This window comes from Streptomyces sp. MGP-P1 (assembly GCF_057766565.1).
The window spans coordinates 1,310,612-1,333,335 of sequence record NZ_JBYMEM010000007.1 but is presented as its reverse complement, the minus strand read 5'-3'; the positions used below and the strand labels follow the sequence as shown (position 1 = coordinate 1,333,335).

Genomic DNA, 22,724 nt, shown 5'->3' with positions numbered 1-22,724 from the left:
GTACATTGACACCATGTCTAACACGCAGCCAGCGGCGGTCGCGTCGGAGCGGACGCCCCTCAAGGCCCGCAAGGTGTCCTTCGCCTGGGAGGCGACTCCCCTGCACTGGGTGCCGGGCGACCCGTTCACCACGCACACCATCAACGTGCTCCACCTGCTGCTCCCGGCCGGGGAGCGCTGGTTCATCCACGTCTACCGGCAGATACTCCCGTACATACACGACGACCGACTGCGCGAGGACGTCATCGGGTTCATCGGCCAGGAGGCGGTGCACGCGCAGGCCCACGACGATGTGCTGCCGCACCTGCGGGAGTTGGGCCTCGACCCGACCCCGTACACCGCGCAGGTCGACTGGTTCTTCGAGAAGCTGCTCGGGGACCGGACGCTGCCGCCGGGGCGGGCCTCGAAGTGGTGGCTGATGGAGCGGGTGGCGACGATCGCGGCGATCGAGCACTACACCGCGTTCCTCGGCGACTGGATCCTCAACGCCGACGCCCTGGACCGCCGGGGAGCGGATCCGACGATGCTCGATCTGCTGCGCTGGCACGGGGCGGAGGAGGTCGAGCACCGGTCGGTGGCCTTCGACGTCTTCCTGCACGTGGACGGCGGCTACCGGCGGCGGGTGCGCACCTGGGCGGCGGCGTTCTCGGCGCTGGTGTTCCTCTGGCAGCGCGGCGTCCGCTTCTTCATGGAGAACGACCCCACGCTGCTGGGCGGCAAGGCCTCGTTCAAGGCGTTCCACGCGAGCGGGAAGCAGGGCACGCTGCCCAGTACGGGCGCGATCCTGCGATCCGTGCCGAGCTATCTCAGCCGGTCGTACCACCCGTCGCGGGAGGGCAGTACGGCCCAGGCCGTCGACTACCTCGCCCACTCCCCCGCCGCGCTCGCTGCCGAGACCGCCGAGACCGCCGAGACCGCCGCCACGATGGGGAGGTCCTGAACCCGTGGCCCTGCCCCGTCCGCGCACCGTCGTGCTCGTCTCCGGCATCGCCCTGCTGACCCGGCGCGCCCTGAAACGCCGGATCGCCCGGTCCCCGCTGTGGCCGTTGCCCGCCCTGCCCGAGCCGATATCGGGCCACTCGAAGCGGCGCGCGACCTCGGTGCGCCGACTGCTGATCACCGGGCGGAGCGAGGTCGCCGACGGTGTCGTCCAGCTCAGGCTGGAGGGGGCCGGTCTGCCGCGCTGGGAGCCGGGGGCCCATCTGGACCTGGTGCTGCCGTCCGGTCTGGTGCGGCAGTACTCGCTGTGCGGCGACCCGAAGGACACCGGCGCGTACACGGTGGCGGCCCGGCTGGTGGAGGACGGCCGGGGCGGCTCCCGGGAGGTGCACGAGCAGCTCCGGGAGGGCCTGGAGATCGAGGTGCGCGGGCCGCGCAACCGTTTCCCGCTGGCCGAGGCCAGGGCCTATGTCTTCGTCGTCGGCGGCATCGGGATCACCCCGGTGTGGCCGATGCTGCGGTCGCTGGCCGCGTCGGGCGCCGACTGGCGGCTGCTGTACGGGGGCCGGTCGCGGGGGTCGATGCCGTTCCTGGCGGAGATCGAGAGGCTCGGCGCGGACGGGAACCGCGTCACGGTCGTCGCCCAGGACGAGGCGGGCCACCCGGACGTCGCGGTGGCGCTGGGCGCTCTCGCGCCGGGCACGGCGGTCTACTGCTGCGGGCCCGAGCCGCTGATGGACGCCGTGGCCGCCGCGCTCCCGGAGGGGTTCCCGCTGCATCTGGAGCGGTTCTCGGCCGCGACGGGGGACGCGGCGGGCCCCGGTTCCGGGGCGTTCGAGGTGGAGTTGCGGCGCAGCGGACGCACGGTGCCGGTCGCGGCCGGGCAGTCGGTGCTGGCCGCTGTCCGCACGGCGGCGCCCCATGTCGCGTACTCCTGCGAGCAGGGGTTCTGCGGGACCTGCCAACAGCGGGTCCTGGAGGGCGAGATCGATCACCGGGACGATCTGCTGACCGAAGACGAGCGGGGCGACTCAATGCTGATCTGCGTCTCGCGCTGCCGGGGCGGGCGTCTCGTCCTGGACCTCTGAACGGCTGCGGCGACGTCGCGTATCGATCCCTTTCGGCACGGACGGCACCGGGACGGCCTCGGCACGGACGTCACGACCGACCTGGCGATCCGTGACCGGGCCCGGCACGATCCGGCGGTCGCGACACGCGTCCGGCGCGTCGACGACCGCCACATGGACTGCCCGCGTTCGCTGTTCCGCGCGTTCCGGCGGCTGACGGGAGAGGGAGGGTGCGTGCGCACCCCGGATAGGCTGTCCGTATGACGACCGGGGTGCGGCGCAGGATGGGCGTCGACGAGCGCAGACAGCAACTAATCGGCGTCGCGCTGGACTTGTTCAGCCGCCGCTCGCCCGAGGATGTGTCGATCGACGAGATCGCCGCGGCCGCGGGCATCTCCCGCCCGCTGGTGTACCACTACTTCCCCGGGAAGCAGAGCCTGTACGAGGCGGCGCTGCGGCGGGCCGCGGACGAGCTGGCGGCGCGCTTCCTGGAGCCTTTGGAGGGGCCCCTGGGCGCGCGGCTGCTCCGGGTGATGGGGCGGTTCTTCGACTTCGTCGACGAGCACGGCCCCGGCTTCTCGGCGCTGATGCGCGGCGGGCCCGCGGTCGGTTCCTCGACGGCGAACGCCATGATCGACGGGGTGCGGCAGGCCGCGTACGAGCAGATCATCACGCACCTCGGAGTGACCGAACCACCGGCCCGGCTGGAGTTGGTGGTCCGATCCTGGGTCTCGCTCGCCGAGTCGACGGCGCTGATCTGGCTGGACGGGCGGCGCATCCCGCGCGCCGAGCTGGAGACGCAGCTGGTGCACGACTTCGCGGCGCTCGCCGCGGTCAGCGCCGCGTACGACCAGGAGATGGCGGGCATCGTGCTGCGGGTGCTGTCCCAGGAGCCGGCGGACGGCCCGTTCGGGGAGCTGCTCGCCCGGCTCTCCGCGCTCGCCCCGGACGTGCCCGCCGTGCCCGCGCAGCGCCTGCCGCACTGATTCCCGGGACAGCCCTCAGGCCGGCAGGCCGTTGCGGTGGGAGACGCGGCGGGCGGCGGCCAGCAGGGCGTGGATCTGCGGGCCCGCCTGGTCGATCTCGGTGACCGGGCGGGGAAACGGCAGCCGCACGTCCTCGTGGGTGCTGGGGTATTCGAGCCGCAGGGTCACCCCGAAGCGGTCCATCGCCAGCGGCACGGCCCGCGTCATGCCCCGCTCCGGGCGGGGGTGGACGAGGCGCAGGAGCAGCGGGACGAGTTCGGCGTGGTCGTCCACGAGATGGGTGAGCATGCCCGCCTCGCAGGCGGCGATCGGGTCGGTCTCCACCTCTTCGAGCTCCTCCAGGGTGATGAAGGTGCGCCCCTCGGCGTCCTCCAGGACGGCCTGCCCGAACTCCATGCAGGTGCTCTGCTCGGCGCCGGTGGCGTACGGCGCGGCCAGCAGCCCGGTGACCGTGACGCGGGCGCGCAGCCGGTCGCGTACGGGGGTGGGGGCGATGTCCGTGAACTCCAGGCGGGCGGGGACGCGTTCGGCGCTCGGCGCGTGGCTGCCGTCGTTCGGGGCGTGCAGGTGGATATGGCCCATCGCGCCCGTGCCGTCGAGGCGGCGGACTTCGGTGTGCAGTCCGTCGCTGACCACCGTCATGGAGTGGGCCACGGTCAGGATCGACCGGACGCGCTCGGCGCGGGTCGGCTGCGAAGCGCGGGTCGGCTGCGAGGCGCGGGGGCGGGAAAGGCGCATCCGAGTTCTCCAGGAAGGGTCAGCGGAACCCAAGTGGTTACTTAGGTATGCCTAACCTTACCCACTTGGTCGGGGGGTGGATAGCCCGGGGCTCCATCCGTGCACCGGCCCCCGCCCACGCCCGGGTCAGAGCTGTAGCTCGGTGCGCAGGGCGGCGGCGAGCCCGACCTCCGCGTTGTCCGACTGGCCGCGCTCGAAGGCGAGCTGGTAGGCCTCGTCGCCGACGGCCGCCCGCGCCTGGAACTCGCACCTCTCGCGGACCGGCCCCAGCTCGGGCGTGCCGCGCTGGGGATGGCCGACCATGCGCCAGTACGCGTGTCCGGTGCCGTAGACCCGGGCGGCCTGCGCGCCCGCGCCCTGGGCGGCGATGGCGGCGGCCAGGATGTCCAGCCCCAGCGCGATGCCGAAGCTGTCGCGGAGCCGGTGCTTGCCCGCGAGCATCGACCGGGCGTGCGTGGCGGAGTCTTCGGGGTGGCCCTGGAGCAGGGCGATCAGGGCGAGTTGGTAGTCCGCGTAGGAGCGGGTCCAGTGTTCGCCGCCGCGCTCGCAGGCCCGGCGCAGTGTGGTGGCCGCCGCCTCGGACTCGGTGAGCCGGCCGAGCGCGGTGAGCGCGAAGACGGTGATGAGGTGGCAGCGCAGCCGGTGGGCCGAGTCCACGGGCACGCCCTCGGTCATCCGCAGGACCCGCCCGGCCGCTTCCAGCGCCGCCTCGGGCTCCCCGGTCATCAGCTGGGTGAGACCGGAGAGATAGGCCGCGCCGAGCATGCCCTCGTCGTCCCGGTCGTACAGCGCGCCGGCCGTGCAGAGCGCGCCGCACTTCTCGGCGGTCGCGTAGTCGCCCTGGAGCAGGGCCGCGACGCCGAGAACCCATTGCAGCCTGGTTCGGCGGGGTCCTTCGACGGGGCCCGCGTCCAAGGCGCGCCGGGCGTAGCTCCGGGCCTCGGAGAGGTGGCCGCAGCAGGCCCAGAAGAAGCCGACGCGGCCCGCCATCTCCTGGGCCCCGCCGACGTCGTGGACGAGTAGATGCTCCAGGGCGGCGCACAGGTCGAGATGGGTGTCGGACACCCTGTGGTACCAGGACACCTGGTCCGGGCCGGTCCAGCCGTCGTGGGCGCGGCGGGCGAGGCCGAGGAAGCTTCTCGCGTGCCGGCCGGCGGCGGCGCGGGCCTCGCCCAGCTCGGTGAGCCACATTCGGCCGTACTCGCGGAGGGTGTCGAGCATCCGGTAGCGGTCGCCGTCACGCTGGACGACCGACTGGGCGACGAGGCCCTGGAGCGCCCGGTCCACCTCGTCGGGGGTGAGCGGGCCGCCCGCGCAGACCTCGCGGGCGACCGCCTCGTCGAAGTCGGTCCGCAGGGGGGTGAGGCGGGCCCACAGGAGGCGCTCCAGCGGGGTGCAGAGCTCGTGGGACCAGCCGATGGCCGTGCGCAGGGTGCGGTGGCGGCGGGGCCACACCGTCGCGTCGGCGAGGAGGTCGAGGCGGGCCGTATCGGGGCTCTCATCCGCCCCGTCCGCCCCGATCGCGCCCGGTGTGCCGGAGCCGGGGGCTTCGCAGCCGGGTGCGAGGGTCGGGCCGCCGCCCCGGCCCGGCGCTCCGAAGCCGGCGCCCGGGCGTCGAAGCGGCTGCCGATCCGGGTGGCGAGCTGGGCCACGCTGTGCCGGCCGATGCCCGCGGCGGCCAGCTCGATGGCGAGCGGGATGCCTTCGAGGCGGCGGCAGATCTCGGTGGCCGCCGCCTCGTCGCCGGGGGCGTCGAGGCCGGCCCCGGGGTCGGTGGCGCGCAGCCGGTCGGCGAAGAGCTGGAGGGCGTCGGGCGCGCCGTCGACCGGGAGCGGCGGCACCTCGACGACGTACTCGCCGCGGGTGCCGAGCGGCTGCCTGCTGGTGACCAGGACGGTCAGGCCGGACGAGGTGGTCAGGATCTCGGCCAGCAGATGGGAGCAGGCGGCGCGGAGGTGTTCGGCGGAGTCGAGGACCAGCAGGAGCCGTTTGTCGCCGAGCCATTCGCAGAGCGCCTCGACGGGCATCCGCAGGGTGTGGTCGGCAAGTCCGACCGCGTCCGAGACGGTGGGGAGCAGCAGCCCGTCGTCGGGGAGCGGGGAGAGGTCGGCCCACCAGGCGCCGTCCGGGTAGCGGTCGGCGGCGGCGCGGGCGGCCCGGAGCGCGAGCCGACTCTTGCCGACACCGCCGGGGCCGATCAGGGTGGTCATGCGCCGGATGGTCAACGCGGTTCCCAGCCGGGCCAGTTCGGCCCGCCTCCCGACGAAGCTGCTCGTCTCGTCGGGAAGGTATCCCACCTTGGTCATCATCACCGTCCGGGCGCTGGGGCAGGGTGCGCCGGCGAGCCGACCGCCCCGGGTGGGGCTCCTGCCGCACGCGCCGGGCCGGTCCCGCCTCCCCGAGGGGGAGAGCGGGACCGGCCCGGTGAACCAGGACGGCTGTCGCGGCTCCATTGCCGACGTCTGCCGTCACCGTAGTGCTGCCGGAGGTCAGCGCAGCGTGAAGACGGCCGCCGTGCGTCCCGGGACGGTGAAAGTGGCCGATTTCCCGTCGTACCTGGCTCGTTTGACCGTAGGATCCGCACCCTTGGCCTGGACGGGGTGCAGTGCGTACGTCTTCCCCGCCGGCGCGACGAGCCGCTGGTCGGCGGTGGTCGGCGCGGCGTTGAGGACGACGACCAGCTCGCCGAGGCGCATGGTGATCACGCCGGGGGTCTCGGCCGTGCCGGAGAGCGGGAAGGACAGGGCGGACTGCACCTGGCCGGCGGTGCGCAGGGAGAACTCCTTCTCGGTGGAGCGGATGGTGAGCAGGTCGCGGTAGGCGGCCGAGGCCCCGTCGATCTGTGCGCAGTTCGGCGCGATGGCGCCGGTGGCGGCCAGGAGCGGCTTCGCGTACGCCCACTTGTCCTGGTTGTCGGCGGCGGGCGGCAGACCCCGGCCGAAGCCGTTGCCGTCGCGGCAGTCCCAGTGCAGGGCGTTGAACCAGTCGCCGCTGTCGTAGGAGTTGCGGTCCAGGGACTTGGAGCGCAGCAGGTCGGTGCCGGCCTGGGAGAGCGAGGGTCCCTGGGAGAGGACGGAGGCGGCCATGGCCACCACCTGGGCCCTGGCCCGCTCGGCTGCCGTCGTGTCGACGGGGAGCTTGAAGGCGAGGGTGTCGAAGAGGGTCTCGTTGTCGTGGGCGTCGGAGTAGGCGAGCGCGTCGCCGGGTGCGGCCGCGTATCCGGCGGGCGCACCGTTGTAGTCCACCTCGGAGCCCTTGACCGTGCGGCCGGAGGTGTCGGTGAAGGTGTAGTCGGCGAGGTTGCCGGTGAGGCCGACCTTGATCAGGTCCTGGTAGTGCAGCAGCCGGGCCTTCTGCTCGGCGCGGGTGCCGTTGGCCGGGGAGGAGTTGGGGTCGGTGTAGAGGCCGGTGGCGAAGCCCTGGACGCCGGGGTCCTCGTCGAAGGGGCCGCCGCCGCGCACGGCGTCGCGGGCCCGGTCGGAGAAGGTGGCGATGCCGGTGCCGGCCATGTTCTTCTGGGTGGCCTGGACGAAGCGGGCGTCGTCCGCGATCTCGCCGAAGTTCCAGCCCTCGCCGTACAGGATGATCTTCTTCCCGTCGACGCCGTCCTTGGCGGGTGTGAGCCTGTCGAGCGCCTTGCGGACCTCCAGGATGTTGTCCTTGGGGTGGTGGCCCATCAGGTCGAAGCGGAAGCCGTCGACCTTGTACTCCTTCGCCCAGGTGACGATCGAGTCGACGACGAGCTTGCCCATCATGGTGTTCTCGGGCGCGGTGTTGGCGCAGCAGGTGGAGGTGGCGACGCTTCCGTCCTCCAGGAGCCGCTGGTAGTAGCCGGGGACGACTCTGTCGAGGACCGACTTGTCGTCCTGCCCGGAGGCGACGGTGTGGTTGTAGACGACGTCCATGACGGTGCGCAGTCCGGCCTGGTTGAGGCCCTGCACCATCTGCCGGAACTCGACCGTGCGCCGGGTGCCGTCCGGGTCGGAGGCGTAGGAGCCCTCGGGGACGGTGTAGTGCAGCGGGTCGTAACCCCAGTTGAAGCCGTCCTTCGCGGCGGCCTTGGAGACGCAGGCCTGCTGCTCGTCGGAGTCGGGGGCGTAGACGTGGAGGTCGCAGGCGGGCTGGGCCTGGTCCTTCTTCTTCTCCGGGATCGTGCCGATGTCGAAGACGGGCAGCAGGTGGACGTAGCTGGTGCCGGAGTCGGCGAGCTTCTTGAGGTGCTTCATGCCCTTGGAGCGGGTGTCGGTGAAGGCGAGGTACTCACCGGGGTGCTTCGCCGTGCGGTCCGTGACGGAGAAGTCGCGGACGTGCAGTTCCTGGATCTGGGCGTCCCGCAGCGGGGTGGCGGCGGGCTTCCTCAGACCGGACCAGCCGCGCGGGGCGAGCTTCGGGTCGGTGAGGTCGACGACGAGGCCCCGGGCGGAGTCGGCGGTCAGGGCCGTGGAGTAGGGGTCGGTGACCTTGTTGGTGACCATCTTCTGGACGGCGGGGGCCCAGACGGTCACGGCGTACCGGTACGGCTTGCCCCGCCAGCCCTTCTTTCCGGTGACCGACCAGACGCCGGTGCGGTCGTCGCGCTTCATCGGGTGCGTGCGGCCGTCGAGTTCGAGCGAGACGGTCCGGGCGGTGGGGGCCCACACGGAGAGCGCGGGCGTGCCCTTGCGGAAGACCGGGCCGAGTGCGGCGGAGGCCGCCTTCTTCCCGTACAGGTCGTCCAGGATGCCCGCGGTCTGTACGCCGGTGGCGGCGAGCAGGGCCCCGTTGGCGGCGCGCTGGGTGGCGATCAGCTGGCCCCGCAGGGACTCGCGGACGCGGTCGCGGTCGCGCGGATCGACGGCGAAGGCCGGATAGTCCTTCAGATGGGGGAACCTCTCCTTCTGCGCGTCGCTCAGCTCCCCCTGCTGGAGCCGCAGCCACTGCCCCTCGTCGGAGAGCGCCCCCTCGACGACGGAGATGCCGCCCTTCTTCGCGTACACGAGCTGCTGGCTGGTGGCGTCGGTGGCCTTCACCTTCCAGACGACGGTGTTCGCGTCGATCCACTGCGCCTCGGCCCTGGACAGGTTGGGGGCCGCGCCGCCGCCGGTCTGCGGGAGGAGGTAGCCGGGCTTGCCGCCGAGCATCCAGACCTCGTGGCCGTAGGTGGCGAGGTCGAGGGACTGGTCGGTGGGCAGGTCCTTCTCGTCGCCCTTGTGCAGGATGTAGCTGAGGGTGGTGGCCCCGTCCACGAGCGGCACCTCGAAGGTGACCCCGTAGGCGTCCTTCCTCACCGGCGTCATCGGCTTGGACCAGTCGGTGGGCTCCTTGGCCCCGGCCCAGGTGTGCAGCCCCCAGCCGTCGTAGTTCCCGTCCGGGCGGTGGTAGTTGAGGACCGCCTTGGTGGTGTCCTGCGGCGGGGTCTCGGGGGCTTCGGCCGTCTGCCCGTCCTCGCCCTGCTCGATCCAGACCTGCCCGGTCACGCCGAGGTCGACGGTCCGTCGCGGTCCGTCCGCGGTGCCGTTCTTCTCGACGGTGTACGGGACGGAGTCGGTGCCCTTCTCCAGGTCGAGCCAGGCGAACGCGCCGTAGGCGTCCCGGCCGATGAACTCGGCCGTCTTCCCCCCGGACTTCAGCTGCCATCCCTCGTAGTCGCCGTCGGGGCGCTGGTAGTGGACGACCGCCCGGTCGCGCTCGACGGCTACGGGCTTCGGCTTCGGCGGGGTCGCTCCGGCGGCGGTCGCGGCGAGGGCACTGGAGGTGCGGCCCGCCCGGTCGACGACGACGGCCTTGTAGCGCAGCGGCGTTCCCGCCTTCACCGTCTCGTCGAGGTACTGGGTGACCTGGTACGGGGCGTGGTCGGCCGAACCGAGCGTCTTCCACTTCCCGTCGCCCACCTGGGCGGCGAAGACGACCCGGTTGAGCTGTCCGCCGTCCACGTCTGCGGTGATCTCGACGGTCCCGGTGGCGCCGGCGGCCGGGGCCTTCAGCGCGATGGCCGGCTCGGCGGCCGGGGAGCCGACCGGCCGGTCCGCCTTCAGCACGATGCTGGAGAGGGCGGGCACGGTGACGGTGACCTGCTTGTCCTCGCCGCTGCGGACCGAACCGGAACCGCCGTACAGCGTACGGAAGTTCATGTCGGCCGACTCGGTGGCGAGCCGGACCTTCCGCGGGCTCGTGCCGTTGTTGGAGGCGACGAGGTATTCGTGGGGCCGCTCGGTGTCGATGCGCGAGGTGGCGTACACCGAGCCTTCCGCGAACCGCTCGATCTGTGTGCCGTCGCGCAGCGCCGGGTGGGCCTTGGTGAGCCGGGAAAGGGCGGCGATGGAGCGGTAGACCGGGTGCTTCGTGTCGTACGCGTCCGAGGCGTGCGTCCGGTCGGTGCCGAGCTGGTCGTCGTCGAGGTAGTCGGCGGTCTTCGAGGCGAAGAGCGTCTGGCGGGAGTCCTTGTCGCCGCCGGCTCCGGTGAAGCCCTGCTCGTCGCCGTAGTAGATCACCGGGTTGCCCCGGCCGAGGAACATCAGCTCGTTGGCGAGCCGGGCCCGCTTCAGCAGTTCGGCGTCGTCGGCCTTCGGGTTGTCCTGCTTCAGGAAGGTACCGATGCGGCCCATGTCGTGGTTGCCGAGGAAGGTGACCTGCTCGTAGGCGTTGGCCTTGTCGGTGGTGTAGCGGTAGTCGTTCCCGTACACGGAGGCGAGCCGGTCGGCGGGCGCGCCCTGGGAGGCGAACTGCCGGGCGGCGTCCTGGAACGGGAAGTCCAGCGTGGAGTCCAGGCGGCCCCGGGTGACGTACGGGGAGGTCACCGCGGTGTCGGCGGAGTACACCTCGCCGAACATGAAGAAGTCGTCCCGGCCGCGCTTCGCGGCGTACGCGTCGAGCGCGGTCGCCCACTGGGTCCAGAAGTCCAGGTCGACGTGTTTGACGGTGTCGATGCGGAAGCCGTCGATGTCGAAGTCGCGGACCCACTTCTCGTAGATCCTCGCCATGCCCTTCACGACCTCGGGACGCTCGGTCCACAGGTCGTCGAGCCCGGAGAAGTCGCCGTACTCGTTGGACTCGCCGGCCCACGTCGAGTCGCCCCGGTTGTGGTACATCGTCGGGTCGTTGAGCCAGGAGGGGACCTTCTCGCCGGTGCCGGGCGCCTTCACCGGGGTGTACGGGAAGGAGTCCCGGTCCACCTTCTGCACGCCCTCGCGGTCGTCGAAGGGTCGGCCGTCCTCGTCGAGGTAGGGGAAGGCGCCCTTGGGCTGGTAGCCGTAGGCCTTCTCCGCGTAGTCGACGGTGTCGGCGGTGTGGTTGGTGATGACGTCGAAGAAGACCTTCATGCCCTTGGCGTGGGCCTTGTCGATCAGCCGCTCCAGGTCGGCGTTGGTGCCGAAGTGCGGGTCGACCTGGGTGAAGTCGGTGATCCAGTAACCGTGGTAGCCCGCCGAGGCGTCCTTGCCGGTGCCCTGCACGGGCCGGTTCTTGAAGATCGGCGCCATCCAGATGGCGGTGGTGCCGAGCTCCTTGATGTAGTCGAGTTTCCGGGTGAGGCCCTTGAGGTCGCCGCCCTGGTAGAACCCCTTGTCGGTGGGGTCGTAGCCGTGCTCCAGCCGCGAACCGGTCAGCCCGCCCCGGTCGTTGGAGGCGTCGCCGTTGGCGAACCGGTCGGGCAGCACGAAGTAGAACTGCTCGCGCGTGAGGTCGTGCCGGTCCGCCTCACCGGCGAGCTTCGCGTCCGATGGCGGGGCCGGCGGCCGGGACGACGCGGCGGCGGTGGCCGCCGGGACGACGGGCAGCAGCGCCGCGCACAGGGCGGCCACCGTCCATCGTCCGAGGATGGTTCGGGACACGGAGGGTGCTCCTCAGGGCTTGATCGGTGGGTCGAGCGAGGACTGAGCGACGGGTCGGGCGCGGGGTCGGGCAAGGGGTCGGGCGAGGGGTCGCTCAGGGGGAGCGGGCCGGTGGCGGTGCCACCGGCCCGCTGGAGTGCTGGTGTCAGCCGCGCCAGACGTCGGCGGTCAGCGTGACCTTCCCGGAGGCCGGGACGGTGGCGGTGCGGTTGGCGCCGCTCTCCCAGGTGACGTAGCCGGACGCGTCCTTGCGGACGTACTTGTAGGCGAACGTGGTCCCGGCGGGCAGGTTCACGTCCAGCTTCCAGACGGGGTACGCCGCCGGGTCGAGCTTCGGCGCGCTCGCCGGGTTCCAGTTGCCGAGGGCGGCCCGGTCGCCGGTGACGTGGATGTTCTGGCCGGGCCGGGTGGTGGCGTTGACGCCGAAGGAGGCGCCGGAGGTGCCGTTGCCGGGGTCCGGGTCGGGGTTCGTGCCGCCTCCTCCGCAGGTCCGGGCACCGGTGTGCAGGGCGACGGCGGCGCCTGCCGGGACGGTGGCGGTGAACTGGCCGGAGCCGTTGACCTGGACGCCCTTGCCGGACTGGACGTCGCAGTAGTCGCCGGCGGGCAGCGAGGTCTGGAAGGTCCGGTTCAGCGCGGAGCCCTCGTGGTTGATGGCGACGTACGCCTTGTTCCCCCGGCCGAAGGCGATCTGGTCGCCGCCGTTGTCCCACCAGTTGGTGACTCCCTGGCCGCGCGCGGTGTTGCGGAAGCCGACCATGGAGGAGATCTCGCGCCAGGCGTGCTGGCACTTCCAGCCGTCGCTGTAGCAGGCGTTCACCTGGCCGCCGGCCGGCGGTCCGGCGTCGTGGTCGCTGAACTCGTAGCCGGAGTGGACGTCCGGGGAGCCGTAGGGCCAGGCCAGCATGAAGACACTGGCGAGCGTGTAGGCGGAGCCGCTCTTGTAGTTGAGGGTGTCGCCGCCGCGCTCGGTGTCGTGGTTGTCGACGAAGACGGCGGACTTGCCGGACTCCATGAAGCCCCAGCCCTCGCCGAAGTTCTTCAGGTGGGCGAGGTTCTCGTTGAGGAAGACCTGCTTGAGGCTCCGCCCGTACCGGAACTCCTGGACATCTCCGCTGCCCAGGTACTCGGAGGGCGAGACGGCCTCACCGGTCCCGAAGATCGCCTCGTGCTTCCAGTAGACGTTCGGGTTGGTCAGCCGGGACTTGATGTTGGCGAGGTCGCCTGCGGGCATGTGCTTGGCGGCGTCGATCCGGAAGCCGTCGACGCCGAGCGAGAGCAGGTCGTTGAGGTAGCCGGCGATCCTGCCGCGTACGTAGTCCTCACCGGTGTCCAGGTCGGCGAGACCGACCAGCTCGCAGTTCTGGACGTTGCCCCGGTCGTTGTAGTTGTTGATCTGGGACCGGCAGTCGTCCATGTCGTTGCCGGAGTAGAGGCCCGGGTAGCCGTATTTGGTGTACGCGGAGCCTCCGGTGCCGGTGCCGTTGCCCGCCGCCATGTGGTTGATGACCGAGTCGGCGATGACCTTGACCCCGGCCGAGTGACACGTGTTCACCATGGCGGAGAAGGCGGACCGGTCGCCGAGCCGGCCGGCGATCCTGTAGCTGACGGGCTGGTAGGAGGTCCACCACTGGCCGCCCTGGATGTGCTCCTGGGGCGGCGAGACCTGGACGTAGCCGTAGCCCGCCGGACCGAGGGTGTCCGTGCAGGCCTTGGCTATGGAGGCGAACTTCCACTCGAACATCACTGCGGTGACGTCCTTGTCGCCCGGGGCGGCGGCCTGTGCGGCGCCTGCGGCTCCGAATCCGGTGGGGACGACGAGGGCGGCGGCGCCGGCCACGAGGGCGAGCGCGGCAGACAGGGATCTGCGTGCCATGTCTTTCCTCCTGCGGGTGGGGGAAGCGGGGATGACGGTGCAGCCTCAGTCGGCAACGCGCCGTGCCCTCAAGGCTCCTGAAGGTTCTTGCTGCAAGAATGCAAACCTTGCCGCGGAGCAGACCGTACGAGCCCACCCGTCACCGGTCAACCCTTTGGACATCCCCCGCTCACATCCGCGAAACAGCGGAGATTTCTTCCCGACTTCCTCGCGATTTCTCGCTGCAAGGTCTTTCGCAAGATATTGCGAGCCTGTTACGTTTCATCCCGACTCCGGTCCGGTCGGCCGGGGGATCCGGTACCGCTGCACGCCGTCGGACCCCACGCGCCCGGCCGGCCGGGCCGGTCACGACAAGAGAGGCACCCGGAGTCGCCACAACTCCCCGCCGGCCCGTCCTGGGCCGACTCCTGGTGCCTCTCCTGTACGTGCCCGTACCCGTACCGCGACCGTTCCCGTACCGTGGCCGTTCCCGTACCGTGTCCGTTCCGTACGAGCCCGCTGACGGAAGAGCCCGCTGACGCACGAGCCCGCTGCCGCTTCGCGGTCAGCCGTTGCGTACCGCCGCCGTGGAGCCCCTGACGACCAGCTCCGGCTGGAAGACGTACTCGGTGCGCTGCACCGGGCTGCCCCCGATCTCCTCCAGCAGCGCGCCCACGGCGGCCGCCGCCATCGCCTGCACGGGCTGGCGCACCGTGGTCAGCGGCGGGTCGGTGAAAGCGATGAGCTGCGAGTCGTCGAAGCCGACGACCGAGACGTCACGGGGCACCTCCAGGCCCCTCCCCCGGGCGGCGCGGACCACGCCGAGGGCCATCAGGTCGCTGCCGCAGACGATGCCCGTGCACCCCGCGTCCAGCAGGGCGCCCGCCGCCACCTGGCCGCCCTCGACGCTGAACAGCGTGGAGCAGACGAGCAGTTCGGCCTCGGCCCGGTCCATGCCGAGCAGCGAGACGGCCGCCTCCACGAACCCGTCGCGCTTGCGCCGGGAGGGGACGTAGCGCTGCGGGCCTATGGCCAGGCCGATCCGGCGGTGGCCGAGCTCGGCGAGGTGCCCCAGGGCCATCCGTACGGCGGCGTTGTCGTCGGGCGAGACGAACGGGGCGCTGATGCGCTCGTTGTAGCCGTTGATCAGGACGAACGGCACGCCGCGCTCGGTGAGCGCGGCGTACCGGCCCGGGTCGGCGGAGGTGTCCGCGTGCAGCCCGGAGAGGAAGACGATGCCGCCGACGCCGCGCTCGACGAGCTGCTCGACGAGTTCGTCCTCCGTCGCACCGCCCGGCAGCTGGGTGCAGAGCACGGGGGTGTAGCCGTGCCCGGCCAGCACCTGTTCGACGGACTGCGCGAACGCCGGGAAGATCGGGTTGGTGAGTTCGGGCGTCACCAGGCCGATCAGTCCAGCGCTGCGCTGCCGCAGCCGTACGGGCCGTTCGTAGCCCAGGATGTCGAGCGCCGCGAGCACCCGCTGGCGCGTGGAGTCCGCGACGCCCTGCTTCCCGTTCAGGACCCGGCTGACCGTCGCCTCGCTGACCGCCGCCTGTCCAGCGATGTCGGAGAGGCGGGGCGCCGCCGTGGTCCTGGGCGCGGGCAGTGTCACACCGTCCACCACACCGTGGTGTCGGCGGGCAGCTCGACCTCGGCGCCGTCCACGGTGACCGGGGAGCTGGCGAGCAGCACCCGGCCGCGGGCGGCGATGCGGACGGGGGCGCCGGTGGTGTTGACGGTGCAGACGAAGCCGGGGCGGGCGAGGACGAGGACGCCTTCGGGGCCGTCCAGCCACTCGACGTCCGTGCCGGCCCCGAGGCCCGGGTGCTCGCGGCGGGCGGCGATGGCGGCGCGGTACAGCTCCAGGGTGGAGCCCTCCACACCGGTCTGCGCCTCGACGGACAGCTCGCCCCAGCCGGCGGGCTGCGGGAGCCAGCTGCCGCCGTCGCCGAAGCCGTACGAACCGCCCTCGCGGGTCCACGGGATCGGGACGCGGCAGCCGTCGCGGAAGCCGTCCTGGCCGTCGGCGCGGAAGAACGAGGGGTCCTGGCGGGCCTCGTCCGGCAAGTCGGTGACGTCGGGCAGGCCGAGCTCCTCGCCCTGGTAGACGTAGGCGGAGCCGGGCAGGGCGAGCATCAGCAGGGAGGCGGCGCGGGCGCGGCGCAGGCCCAGCTCGCGGTCGCCGGGGGTGCGGATCTGGGTGCCGAGGCCCGCCGGGTTGGCGAAGCGGGTGGCGTGCCGGGTGACGTCGTGGTTGGAGAGCACCCAGGTGGCGGGCGCGCCGACCGGGCGCATCGCGGCGAGCGAGGTGTCGATGACCTCGCGCAGTTCGGCGGCGTCCCAGGCGGTGGCCAGGTACTGGAAGTTGAACGCCTGGTGCATCTCGTCGGGGCGCACGTAGTTGGCGGTGCGCTCGACGGTCGGGGTCCAGGCCTCGGCGACGGCGATGCGGTCACCGGGGTACTCGTCGAGGATGGTGCGCCAGCTGCGGTAGATCGCGTGCACGCCGTCCTGGTCGAAGAACGGCATGATGTCGTTGCCTAGCAGCTTGAGCTGGTCGTGGGCGCCGAGGTCGGGCAGCCCCTCGGCCTTGACGAGGCCGTGGGCGACGTCGACGCGGAAGCCGTCGACGCCCATGTCGAGCCAGAAGCGCAGGATGGAGCGGAACTCGTCGGCGACGGCCGGGTGCTCCCAGTTGAAGTCGGGCTGCTCGGGGGCGAAGAGGTGGAGGTACCAGTCGCCGGGGGTGCCGTCCGGGTTCGCCGTACGGGTCCAGGCGGGGCCGCCGAAGATGGACTCCCAGTCGTTGGGCGGGAGTTCGCCGGCCGCGCCCTTTCCGGGGCGGAAGTGGTAGCGCTCGCGCAGGGCGGAGCCGGGGCCCTCGGCCAGGGCGCGCTTGAACCACTCGTGCTGGTCGGACGAGTGGTTGGGGACCAGGTCGACGATGATGCGCAGGCCCAGGCCGTGGGCCTCGCGGATCAGCGCGTCGGCGTCCAGCAGGGTGCCGAACATCGGGTCGATGGCCCGGTAGTCGGCGACGTCGTAGCCCGCGTCGGCCTGCGGGGAGGCGTAGAAGGGGCTGAGCCAGACCGCGTCGACGCCCAGGTCCTTCAGGTGGGGCAGGCGGGCGGTGACGCCGGCGAGGTCGCCCATGCCGTCGCCGTTGCCGTCGGCGAAGCTCCGCGGATAGACCTGGTAGATCACCGCGTCCTGCCACCAGCCGGTGCGGTGGCCCGGGGCGTCGTCGGACGTGCCGATGGAGGGGGCAGCGAGGTGCTGGGTCATGTCGTCCCTGGGGTGTCTGGGTGGGAAGCGGCGCCGGGGACCGGGTCCGAGGTTTCCGGCGCCGCCGTGACGGGTGCGGTGGTGCGTACGGGTGCGGGTGGCCAGGGGGCCTCTCAGCCCTTGACGGCTCCGGCGGACATGCCGGTGACCAGGTGTTTCTGGGCGAAGAGGAACACCAGGGCGGCCGGGATGGCGATGAGCACGGAGGCCGCGGTCATGGGGCCCCACTGGGCTCCGTACTGGTTGACGAACTTCTGGAGTCCGCCGGCCAGGGTGAGGTTCTCGTCGCCGACCAGGAAGGCGGAGGCGTACGCCACTTCGCCCCAGGCGGTGATGAAGGAGTAGAACGCGGTGACCGCGAGGCCCGGCTTGGCCAGCGGCAGGATCAGCCGGAAGAAGGTGCCGAACGGGGTGAGGCCGTCGACCTCGCCCGACTCGTCGATCTCGCGCGGGATGGTGTCGAAGAAGCCCTTCATCATCCAGGCGCAGAACGGCACCGAGATGGTGAGGTAGGTGATGACGAGTCCCATGGGCTGGTTGAGCAGCCCGAGGCTCGACATGATGTTGTAGATCGGCACGATGAGGACGGCGACCGGGAACATCTGGGTGATCAGCAGCGTCCACATCAGCCCGCGCTTGCCGGGGAAGCGGAAGCGGCTCACCGCGTATCCGGTGGTGGCGGCGACGAAGACGCCGATCACGGTGGAGAGCGCGGAGATGATCACGGAGTTGGCGAACCAGTTGAGGAACTCCGTGTCGCGGATCAGGTTCGTGTAGTTGACGAACGTCGTCTCGCGGAAGAAGTCCGTGGTGGTCGCGAACTTGGCGGGCTTGAGCGAGGTCAGCAGGACCCACAGCACCGGGAAGACCGCGATCACCGAGGCGGTGATCAGGGTGAGGTGCAGGGCGACGGAGGCGAGCGGGGAGCGCTCACCGCGCAGCCGGACCTTGGGCACGGTGTGCCGGGCGGGGGTGTCGGTCGCGGTGGTCACCAGTTGTCTCCCTGGGAGCGCAGGACTCGCCGGTAGACGACGGCGAAGAGCATCAGGAGTACGAGGATCAGCACGCCCCAGGTGGAGGACTGCGCGTAGTCGCGCGGGCTGATCTCGAAGGAGAACTTGTACGCCTGGGTCACGAGGATCTGGGTGGCCTCACCGGGTCCGCCGCGGGTCAGCAGGAAGATCACCGGGAACATGTTGAAGGTCCAGATGGTGGAGAGCAGGACCACCGTGGTGGAGACCGGGCGCAGTCCGGGCAGGGTGATGTGGCGGAAGCGCTGCCAGGCGGTGGCGCCGTCCATCTCGGCCGCCTCGTACTGCTCGGAGGGGATGGACTGGAGTCCGCCGAGGAGGGCGACCATCATGAACGGGATGCCGAGCCAGACATTGACGGCGATGACCGCGAACTTGGCCCAGGTCGGGTCGTTCAGCCACGGCACGGCGTCGATGCCGGCGCCCCGAGGACCTTGTTGAGCAGACCGCGCTCCTCGTTGTAGAGGAAGCGCCAGGCGAAGACGGAGACGAAGCCGGGGATGGCCCAGGGGAGGATGAGGGCCATGCGGTAGGCGGAGCGTCCGGCGATGCGGCGGTTGAGGATGTTCGCCAGGGCCATGCCGAGGACGAACGTGACGCTCACGCAGGAGACGGTCCACACCAGCGTCCAGCCGAGCGTGCCGAGGAACTGCGAGCCGGTCAGCGCGTCGATGTAGTTGTCCGCGCCGACGAACTCGTAGGTGGCGGGGATCTCGTTGACGCCGATGGAGCGTGCGACGTTGCGCTCGTCCGCGTCGGTCATCGAGAGGTAGACGCCGCGGACCAGCGGATAGCCGATGATCACGCCGATCACGACGACGACCGGGGCGACCATGGCCCAGGCGTACCAGTGGACCGACAGCGCCCGCCGCAGACGGCCGGGGGTCGGTGGTGGGGTGCCAGTACCGCGGCTCCGGCCGCGGGCGGTGTTCTCGCCCGCGGCCTTCACCACCGACTGGCTGGTGTGGACAGCCATCAGTCGGCCAACCTTCCTGTTACTTCCAGCCCTCGAGGAGCTTGCGGTAGGAGTCGCCGGTGGCCTTGGCGGCCTTCTCCGGCGTGGTCTGGCCGGTGAGGACCTTGGTGTACTCGACGCGCAGCGGCTCGAAGAGGCTGCCGCCCTCGGGGATCCAGGGGCGCTCGACGGCGGTCTCGACGACCGGCTTGAAGAAGCCGACGATCTCGCTGTCCACGGCCTCCTGCTTGGCGTACGCGGAGGTGCGGGTGGGCAGCAGGTTCAGCTCGCCGGCGGCGGCGGCCTGGCTGTCCACGGACGTCATGTACTCGACGAAGGCGTAGGAGGCGTCGAGATTCTTGGAGCCGGCGTAGACGGCCAGGTTGTGGCCGCCCTGCGGGGCGCCCTGGGCGGCGGAGCCGGCCGGGACCGGGGCGACGCCCAGGTTGTCCTTGTCCGTGAATTCCTTGCCGGTCAGGGTGTCGGCGACGGCCCAGGGGCCGTTGATCATCATCGCGACGTCGCCGTTCTTGAACGACTGCATCATGTTCTCCCAGCCGTCCGAGGCGTCCGTCTTCGCGGTGCCGTCGTCGACCAGGGCCTTGACCGCCTCGAACGCCTTGACGCCCTCGGGCTTGTCGATGGTGACGCTCTTGGAGGAGGCGTCGACCATGTCGCCGCCCTCGCCGTAGAGGAAGGAGAGGAAGTAGTACGGGTCGTCGCCGCGGAGGTAGAGGCCGGTCTTGCCGGTCTTGTCCTTGATCTTCTCGGCGACGGTCTTGAGGTCGGCCAGGTCGGCGGGCGCCTCGACGCCGGCCTCCTTGAACATCTTCTTGTTGTAGAAGACGCCCATGGAGTCGATGACCTGCGGGACGGCGTAGGTCTTGCCGTCGTACTTCGTGGACGCGACGGCCTGCTTGAGGAAGTCGTCCTGGTTCTTCAGGGCGGGGGTGCCGTCCAGCGGGGCCAGGTAGCCGAGGTTGGCGAAGTCCGGCGTCCAGGCGACCTCGGAGCGGATCACGTCGGGGGCGCCGTCGCCGGCCTGGGCGGCGTTCTTGAACTTGTTCTGCGCCTCGCCGAAGGGCACGTTGACGTACTTGACGTCGACCTTCGGGTGCTTCTTCTCGAAGCCCTCGGCCAGCTTCTTGAAGACCTTGTCCTCGGTGCCGACGCTGGAGGTGTCCCACCAGGTCACCGTGCCGGAGAGCTCGCCCGAGCTCTTGCCGCCGCCGGACTTCTCGTCGCTGCCGCAGGCGGTCGCCGCGAGCGCCAGGGCCGCGACCAGGGCGGTGGCCGTTATGCCACGTCGCATCTGAACTCCTTCAACTGCCGTACCGCTCCGTCGCGGCGCCGGGTCGACGTGAACGTAACAAGGATGAAAGACGACCGAAAGACCTTGCGGAAGATTTCTGCAAGGCTTGGTGATCGTTACATTCGCGTGTCCTCAAGGTTGCCGTCAAGCCCCTTGACGAGGGCCACTCATCCCTGGCAGGGGCAGGCGCGGCACGGCATATCCGCAGTGCGACGATCCGACCGCAGCCCGCGATCCGGGGCCGCAAGTCCTTGCAAGGCGTTGCCGGACGACCCTCCGGCACCCTCCTCCACGCCGCCCCGCGCACGGTGGGCAATCCGACACCGGCCCGGTACAGTCCCATCCCATGACCGCACGGCTTGCCGATATCGCAACTCAGGCGGGGGTCAGCGAAGCAACGGTCAGCCGGGTCCTGAACGGCAAGCCCGGAGTGGCGGCGACCACCCGCGAATCCGTCCTCGCGGCCCTCGACGTGCTGGGGTACGAACGCCCGGTGCGGCTGCGCAGGCGCAGCGCGGGATTGGTCGGCCTGATCACCCCGGAGTTGGAGAACCCGATCTTCCCGGCGCTGGCGCAGGTCATCGGCCAGGCCCTGACCCGGCAGGGCTACACCCCGGTGCTGGCGACCCAGACGCCCGGCGGCTCCACCGAGGACGAACTCACCGAAATGCTGGTGGACCGGGGCGTTTCCGGCATCATCTTCGTCTCCGGCCTGCACGCGGACACCTCCGCCGATATGCAACGTTACGAGCAACTGCGCGGCCAGGGCGTCCCGTTCGTCCTGGTGAACGGCTTCTCCGCCAAGGTGCAGGCGCCGTTCATCTCGCCCGACGACCGGGCGGCGATGCGTCTCGCGGTGACGCATCTGGTGGCGCTCGGCCACACCCGTATCGGCCTGGCGGTCGGACCCAAGCGCTTCGTGCCGGTGCTCCGCAAGATCGAGGGCTTCCACGCCACGATGCGGGAGCAGCTCGGCCTCGCGCCGGACGCGGTGGAGGAGTTGATCCAGCACTCCCTGTACACGCTGGAGGGCGGCCAGGCCGCCGCATCGGCCCTGATGGAGCGCGGCTGCACGGCGGTCGTGTGCGCGAGCGACATGATGGCGCTCGGGGCGATCCGGGCGGCCCGCCGACTGTCGAAGGACGTGCCGCGCGATCTCTCGGTCGTGGGCTACGACGATTCGCCGCTCATAGCGTTCACGGACCCGCCGCTGACGACGATCCGGCAGCCGGTGACGGCGATGGGCCAGGCCGCCGTCCGCACGCTCCTGGAGGAGATCGGCGGAACCCCGGCGCCGCACAGCGAGTTCGTCTTCATGCCTGAACTGGTGGTTCGCGGTTCGACGGCCTCGGGCCCCGCAGGCGGCTCAGGGTCGCTCCCTCGTCCTTGAGACGCAGGACGTGCGACCGGAACCCGACCGGAGGATGATCGGTGGCAGGGGAACCACTATGGAAGACTCTCTGCCTATGGGTGAAACACAGGTGACCACGCACGAAGGCCGGTCGACGGCCGATCCTTCACCCATCGCGGCCCAGGCGGCCCCCGAAGTCGCCACCGCGTCCATCACTCCCCCGGCTTCCGGGAAGACCGGCCGACTGCTCGCCCGGCTCCGCTTGCTGCGGATGCCCCGCCGCCCCCGGCTCTGGTTCGAGATCCTGCTCATCGCGGTCAGTTACTGGCTGTACTCACTCGTGCGCAATGCCGTTCCGGAGCAGAAGGCCCAGGCGCTGCGCAACGCGGACTGGATCTGGTCGGCGGAGAAGTCCCTGGGCCTCGCCTTCGAGGAAACGGTCAATCACGCGGTCAATTCCGTGACATGGCTGATCGTGTCGATGAACTACTACTACGCGACACTCCACTTCGTCGTGACCATCGGCGTCCTCGTCTGGCTGTTCCGCCGCCACCCGGGCCGTTACGCGGCGACGCGGCTGGTCCTCTTCGCGACGACGGGCGTGGCCCTGCTCGGCTACTACCTCTACCCGCTGGCGCCATCCCGTCTGATGAACGGCGCGAACTTCATCGACACCGTGCTCCTGCACGAGACCTGGGGCTCGATGGCCTCGGGCAACTTCAAGAACATGTCGAACCAGTACGCGGCGATGCCGTCGATGCACATCGGCTGGTCGCTCTGGTGCGGCCTGACGATCTTCGCCCTGGCCACGGCGCCCTGGGCCCGCATCCTGGGCCTGCTCTACCCGACGCTCACCCTGGTCGTCATCGTGGCCACCGCCAACCACTTCTGGCTGGACGCGGTGGGCGGCATGGCCTGCCTCGGTTTCGGCTACGGGGTCTCCCGCGTCTGGTACGGCTCACTGCCGCACCGGCTGCCGAAGTGGGTACCGGTACCGGCCGGCAAGAGCCGCCTGACCGGCCTGCGCACCAGACTCCCCCGCCCGGCAAGAGAGCCGGACCCGAAGCCCGCACCGCAGACGGCAGGCTCGCGGAGGCCGTAGCGCCGGGCCCCTTTGAGCCCGTCCGGCACTTCCTCCCAGCCGGTCCGGCGATCCTCTTCCAGCCGGTCCGGCGCTTTTTCCAGCCCGTCCGGCGATCCTCTTCCAGCCGGTCCGGCGCTTCTTCCCAGCCGGTCCGGCCATCCTCTTCCAGCCCGTCCGGCGCTTCTTCCCAGCCGGTCCGGCGATCCTTTTCCAGCCCGTCCGGCCATCCCTTCCAGCCTGTCCCGCGCTTCCTCCCAGCCCGTCCGGCGCTTGAGGACATCTTTTCCAGCCCCTCCGGCGTTTGAGGAGCGGG

The 22,724-nt window shown here is 71.0% G+C and carries 12 protein-coding genes and 2 pseudogenes; 5 read left to right on the top strand and 9 right to left on the bottom strand.

Annotation, left to right across the window (positions count from 1 at the left end; all coding sequences use genetic code 11):
- The first annotated feature begins 13 nt into the window (after window positions 1–13).
- From AC3CH1_RS27450 to AC3CH1_RS27440, 3 genes are all read left to right on the top strand, one after another.
- Window positions 14–940: a metal-dependent hydrolase gene (locus AC3CH1_RS27450; RefSeq protein WP_488465359.1), complete on the top strand. Its 927-nt coding sequence runs from the start codon at window positions 14–16 to the stop codon at window positions 938–940.
- Between the two features lie 4 nt (window positions 941–944).
- On the top strand, window positions 945–2,027 hold the full coding sequence (locus AC3CH1_RS27445) for a PDR/VanB family oxidoreductase (RefSeq protein WP_488465358.1): 1,083 nt from the start codon (window positions 945–947) through the stop codon (window positions 2,025–2,027).
- A 239-nt stretch (window positions 2,028–2,266) separates the two neighbouring features.
- Window positions 2,267–2,992 (top strand): TetR/AcrR family transcriptional regulator, encoded by a 726-nt coding sequence (locus AC3CH1_RS27440; protein WP_488465357.1) that lies wholly within the window; start codon window positions 2,267–2,269, stop codon window positions 2,990–2,992.
- Window positions 2,993–3,007: 15 nt separating this feature from the next.
- On the opposite strand, the gene AC3CH1_RS27435 is transcribed toward AC3CH1_RS27440, so the two are convergent.
- The 9 genes and pseudogenes from AC3CH1_RS27435 to AC3CH1_RS27395 form a co-directional block, all read right to left on the bottom strand.
- Window positions 3,008–3,730, bottom strand: coding sequence for a DUF2470 domain-containing protein (locus tag AC3CH1_RS27435; RefSeq protein ID WP_488465356.1), 723 nt, complete (start codon window positions 3,728–3,730; stop codon window positions 3,008–3,010).
- Between the two features lie 126 nt (window positions 3,731–3,856).
- Window positions 3,857–6,039: pseudogene (locus AC3CH1_RS27430) on the bottom strand (ATP-binding protein).
- Between the two features lie 180 nt (window positions 6,040–6,219).
- Window positions 6,220–11,538: a pullulanase-type alpha-1,6-glucosidase gene (gene pulA, locus AC3CH1_RS27425; protein WP_488465355.1), complete on the bottom strand. Its 5,319-nt coding sequence runs from the start codon at window positions 11,536–11,538 to the stop codon at window positions 6,220–6,222.
- Between the two features lie 145 nt (window positions 11,539–11,683).
- A complete protein-coding gene (locus AC3CH1_RS27420; RefSeq protein ID WP_488465354.1) occupies window positions 11,684–13,414 on the bottom strand; it encodes a carbohydrate-binding module family 20 domain-containing protein in 1,731 nt (576 codons plus the stop codon).
- Between the two features lie 544 nt (window positions 13,415–13,958).
- Entirely contained in the window at window positions 13,959–15,017 is a 1,059-nt protein-coding gene (locus AC3CH1_RS27415; RefSeq protein WP_488465353.1) for a LacI family DNA-binding transcriptional regulator, read from the bottom strand.
- Entirely contained in the window at window positions 15,002–16,678 is a 1,677-nt protein-coding gene (locus AC3CH1_RS27410; RefSeq protein WP_488465352.1) for a glycoside hydrolase family 13 protein, read from the bottom strand. The genes AC3CH1_RS27415 and AC3CH1_RS27410 overlap by 16 nt, the downstream gene beginning before the upstream one ends.
- A gap of 113 nt (window positions 16,679–16,791) precedes the next feature.
- Window positions 16,792–17,670 carry a sugar ABC transporter permease gene (locus AC3CH1_RS27405; protein WP_488465351.1) on the bottom strand — a complete coding sequence of 293 codons (879 nt, stop codon included), beginning with the start codon at window positions 17,668–17,670 and terminating at the stop codon, window positions 16,792–16,794.
- A pseudogene (locus AC3CH1_RS27400) lies at window positions 17,667–18,685 on the bottom strand (carbohydrate ABC transporter permease). Before AC3CH1_RS27400 ends, AC3CH1_RS27405 begins: the two are co-directional and overlap by 4 nt.
- A 19-nt stretch (window positions 18,686–18,704) precedes the next feature.
- Window positions 18,705–19,976 carry an extracellular solute-binding protein gene (locus tag AC3CH1_RS27395; RefSeq protein WP_488465350.1) on the bottom strand — a complete coding sequence of 424 codons (1,272 nt, stop codon included), beginning with the start codon at window positions 19,974–19,976 and terminating at the stop codon, window positions 18,705–18,707.
- A 346-nt stretch (window positions 19,977–20,322) separates the two neighbouring features.
- On the opposite strand from AC3CH1_RS27395, the gene AC3CH1_RS27390 reads away from it, so the two are divergent.
- Together AC3CH1_RS27390 and AC3CH1_RS27385 are read left to right on the top strand one after the other, a co-directional pair.
- Complete coding sequence (locus AC3CH1_RS27390; RefSeq protein WP_018958155.1) at window positions 20,323–21,366, top strand: LacI family DNA-binding transcriptional regulator; 1,044 nt, start codon at window positions 20,323–20,325, stop codon at window positions 21,364–21,366.
- A 58-nt stretch (window positions 21,367–21,424) separates the two neighbouring features.
- Entirely contained in the window at window positions 21,425–22,429 is a 1,005-nt protein-coding gene (locus tag AC3CH1_RS27385) for a phosphatase PAP2 family protein (RefSeq protein WP_488465349.1), read from the top strand.
- Window positions 22,430–22,724 lie beyond the last annotated feature (295 nt).

Coding starts and splice junctions, on each gene's coding strand:
- AC3CH1_RS27450 (WP_488465359.1), top strand. CDS start 14: ATGTCTAACACGCAGCCAGCGGCGGTCGCGTCGGAGCGGACGCCCCTC.
- AC3CH1_RS27440 (WP_488465357.1), top strand. CDS start 2,267: ATGACGACCGGGGTGCGGCGCAGGATGGGCGTCGACGAGCGCAGACAG.
- AC3CH1_RS27435 (WP_488465356.1), bottom strand. CDS start 3,730: ATGCGCCTTTCCCGCCCCCGCGCCTCGCAGCCGACCCGCGCTTCGCAG.
- AC3CH1_RS27420 (WP_488465354.1), bottom strand. CDS start 13,414: ATGGCACGCAGATCCCTGTCTGCCGCGCTCGCCCTCGTGGCCGGCGCC.
- AC3CH1_RS27410 (WP_488465352.1), bottom strand. CDS start 16,678: ATGACCCAGCACCTCGCTGCCCCCTCCATCGGCACGTCCGACGACGCC.
- AC3CH1_RS27395 (WP_488465350.1), bottom strand. CDS start 19,976: ATGCGACGTGGCATAACGGCCACCGCCCTGGTCGCGGCCCTGGCGCTC.
- AC3CH1_RS27390 (WP_018958155.1), top strand. CDS start 20,323: ATGACCGCACGGCTTGCCGATATCGCAACTCAGGCGGGGGTCAGCGAA.
- AC3CH1_RS27385 (WP_488465349.1), top strand. CDS start 21,425: ATGGAAGACTCTCTGCCTATGGGTGAAACACAGGTGACCACGCACGAA.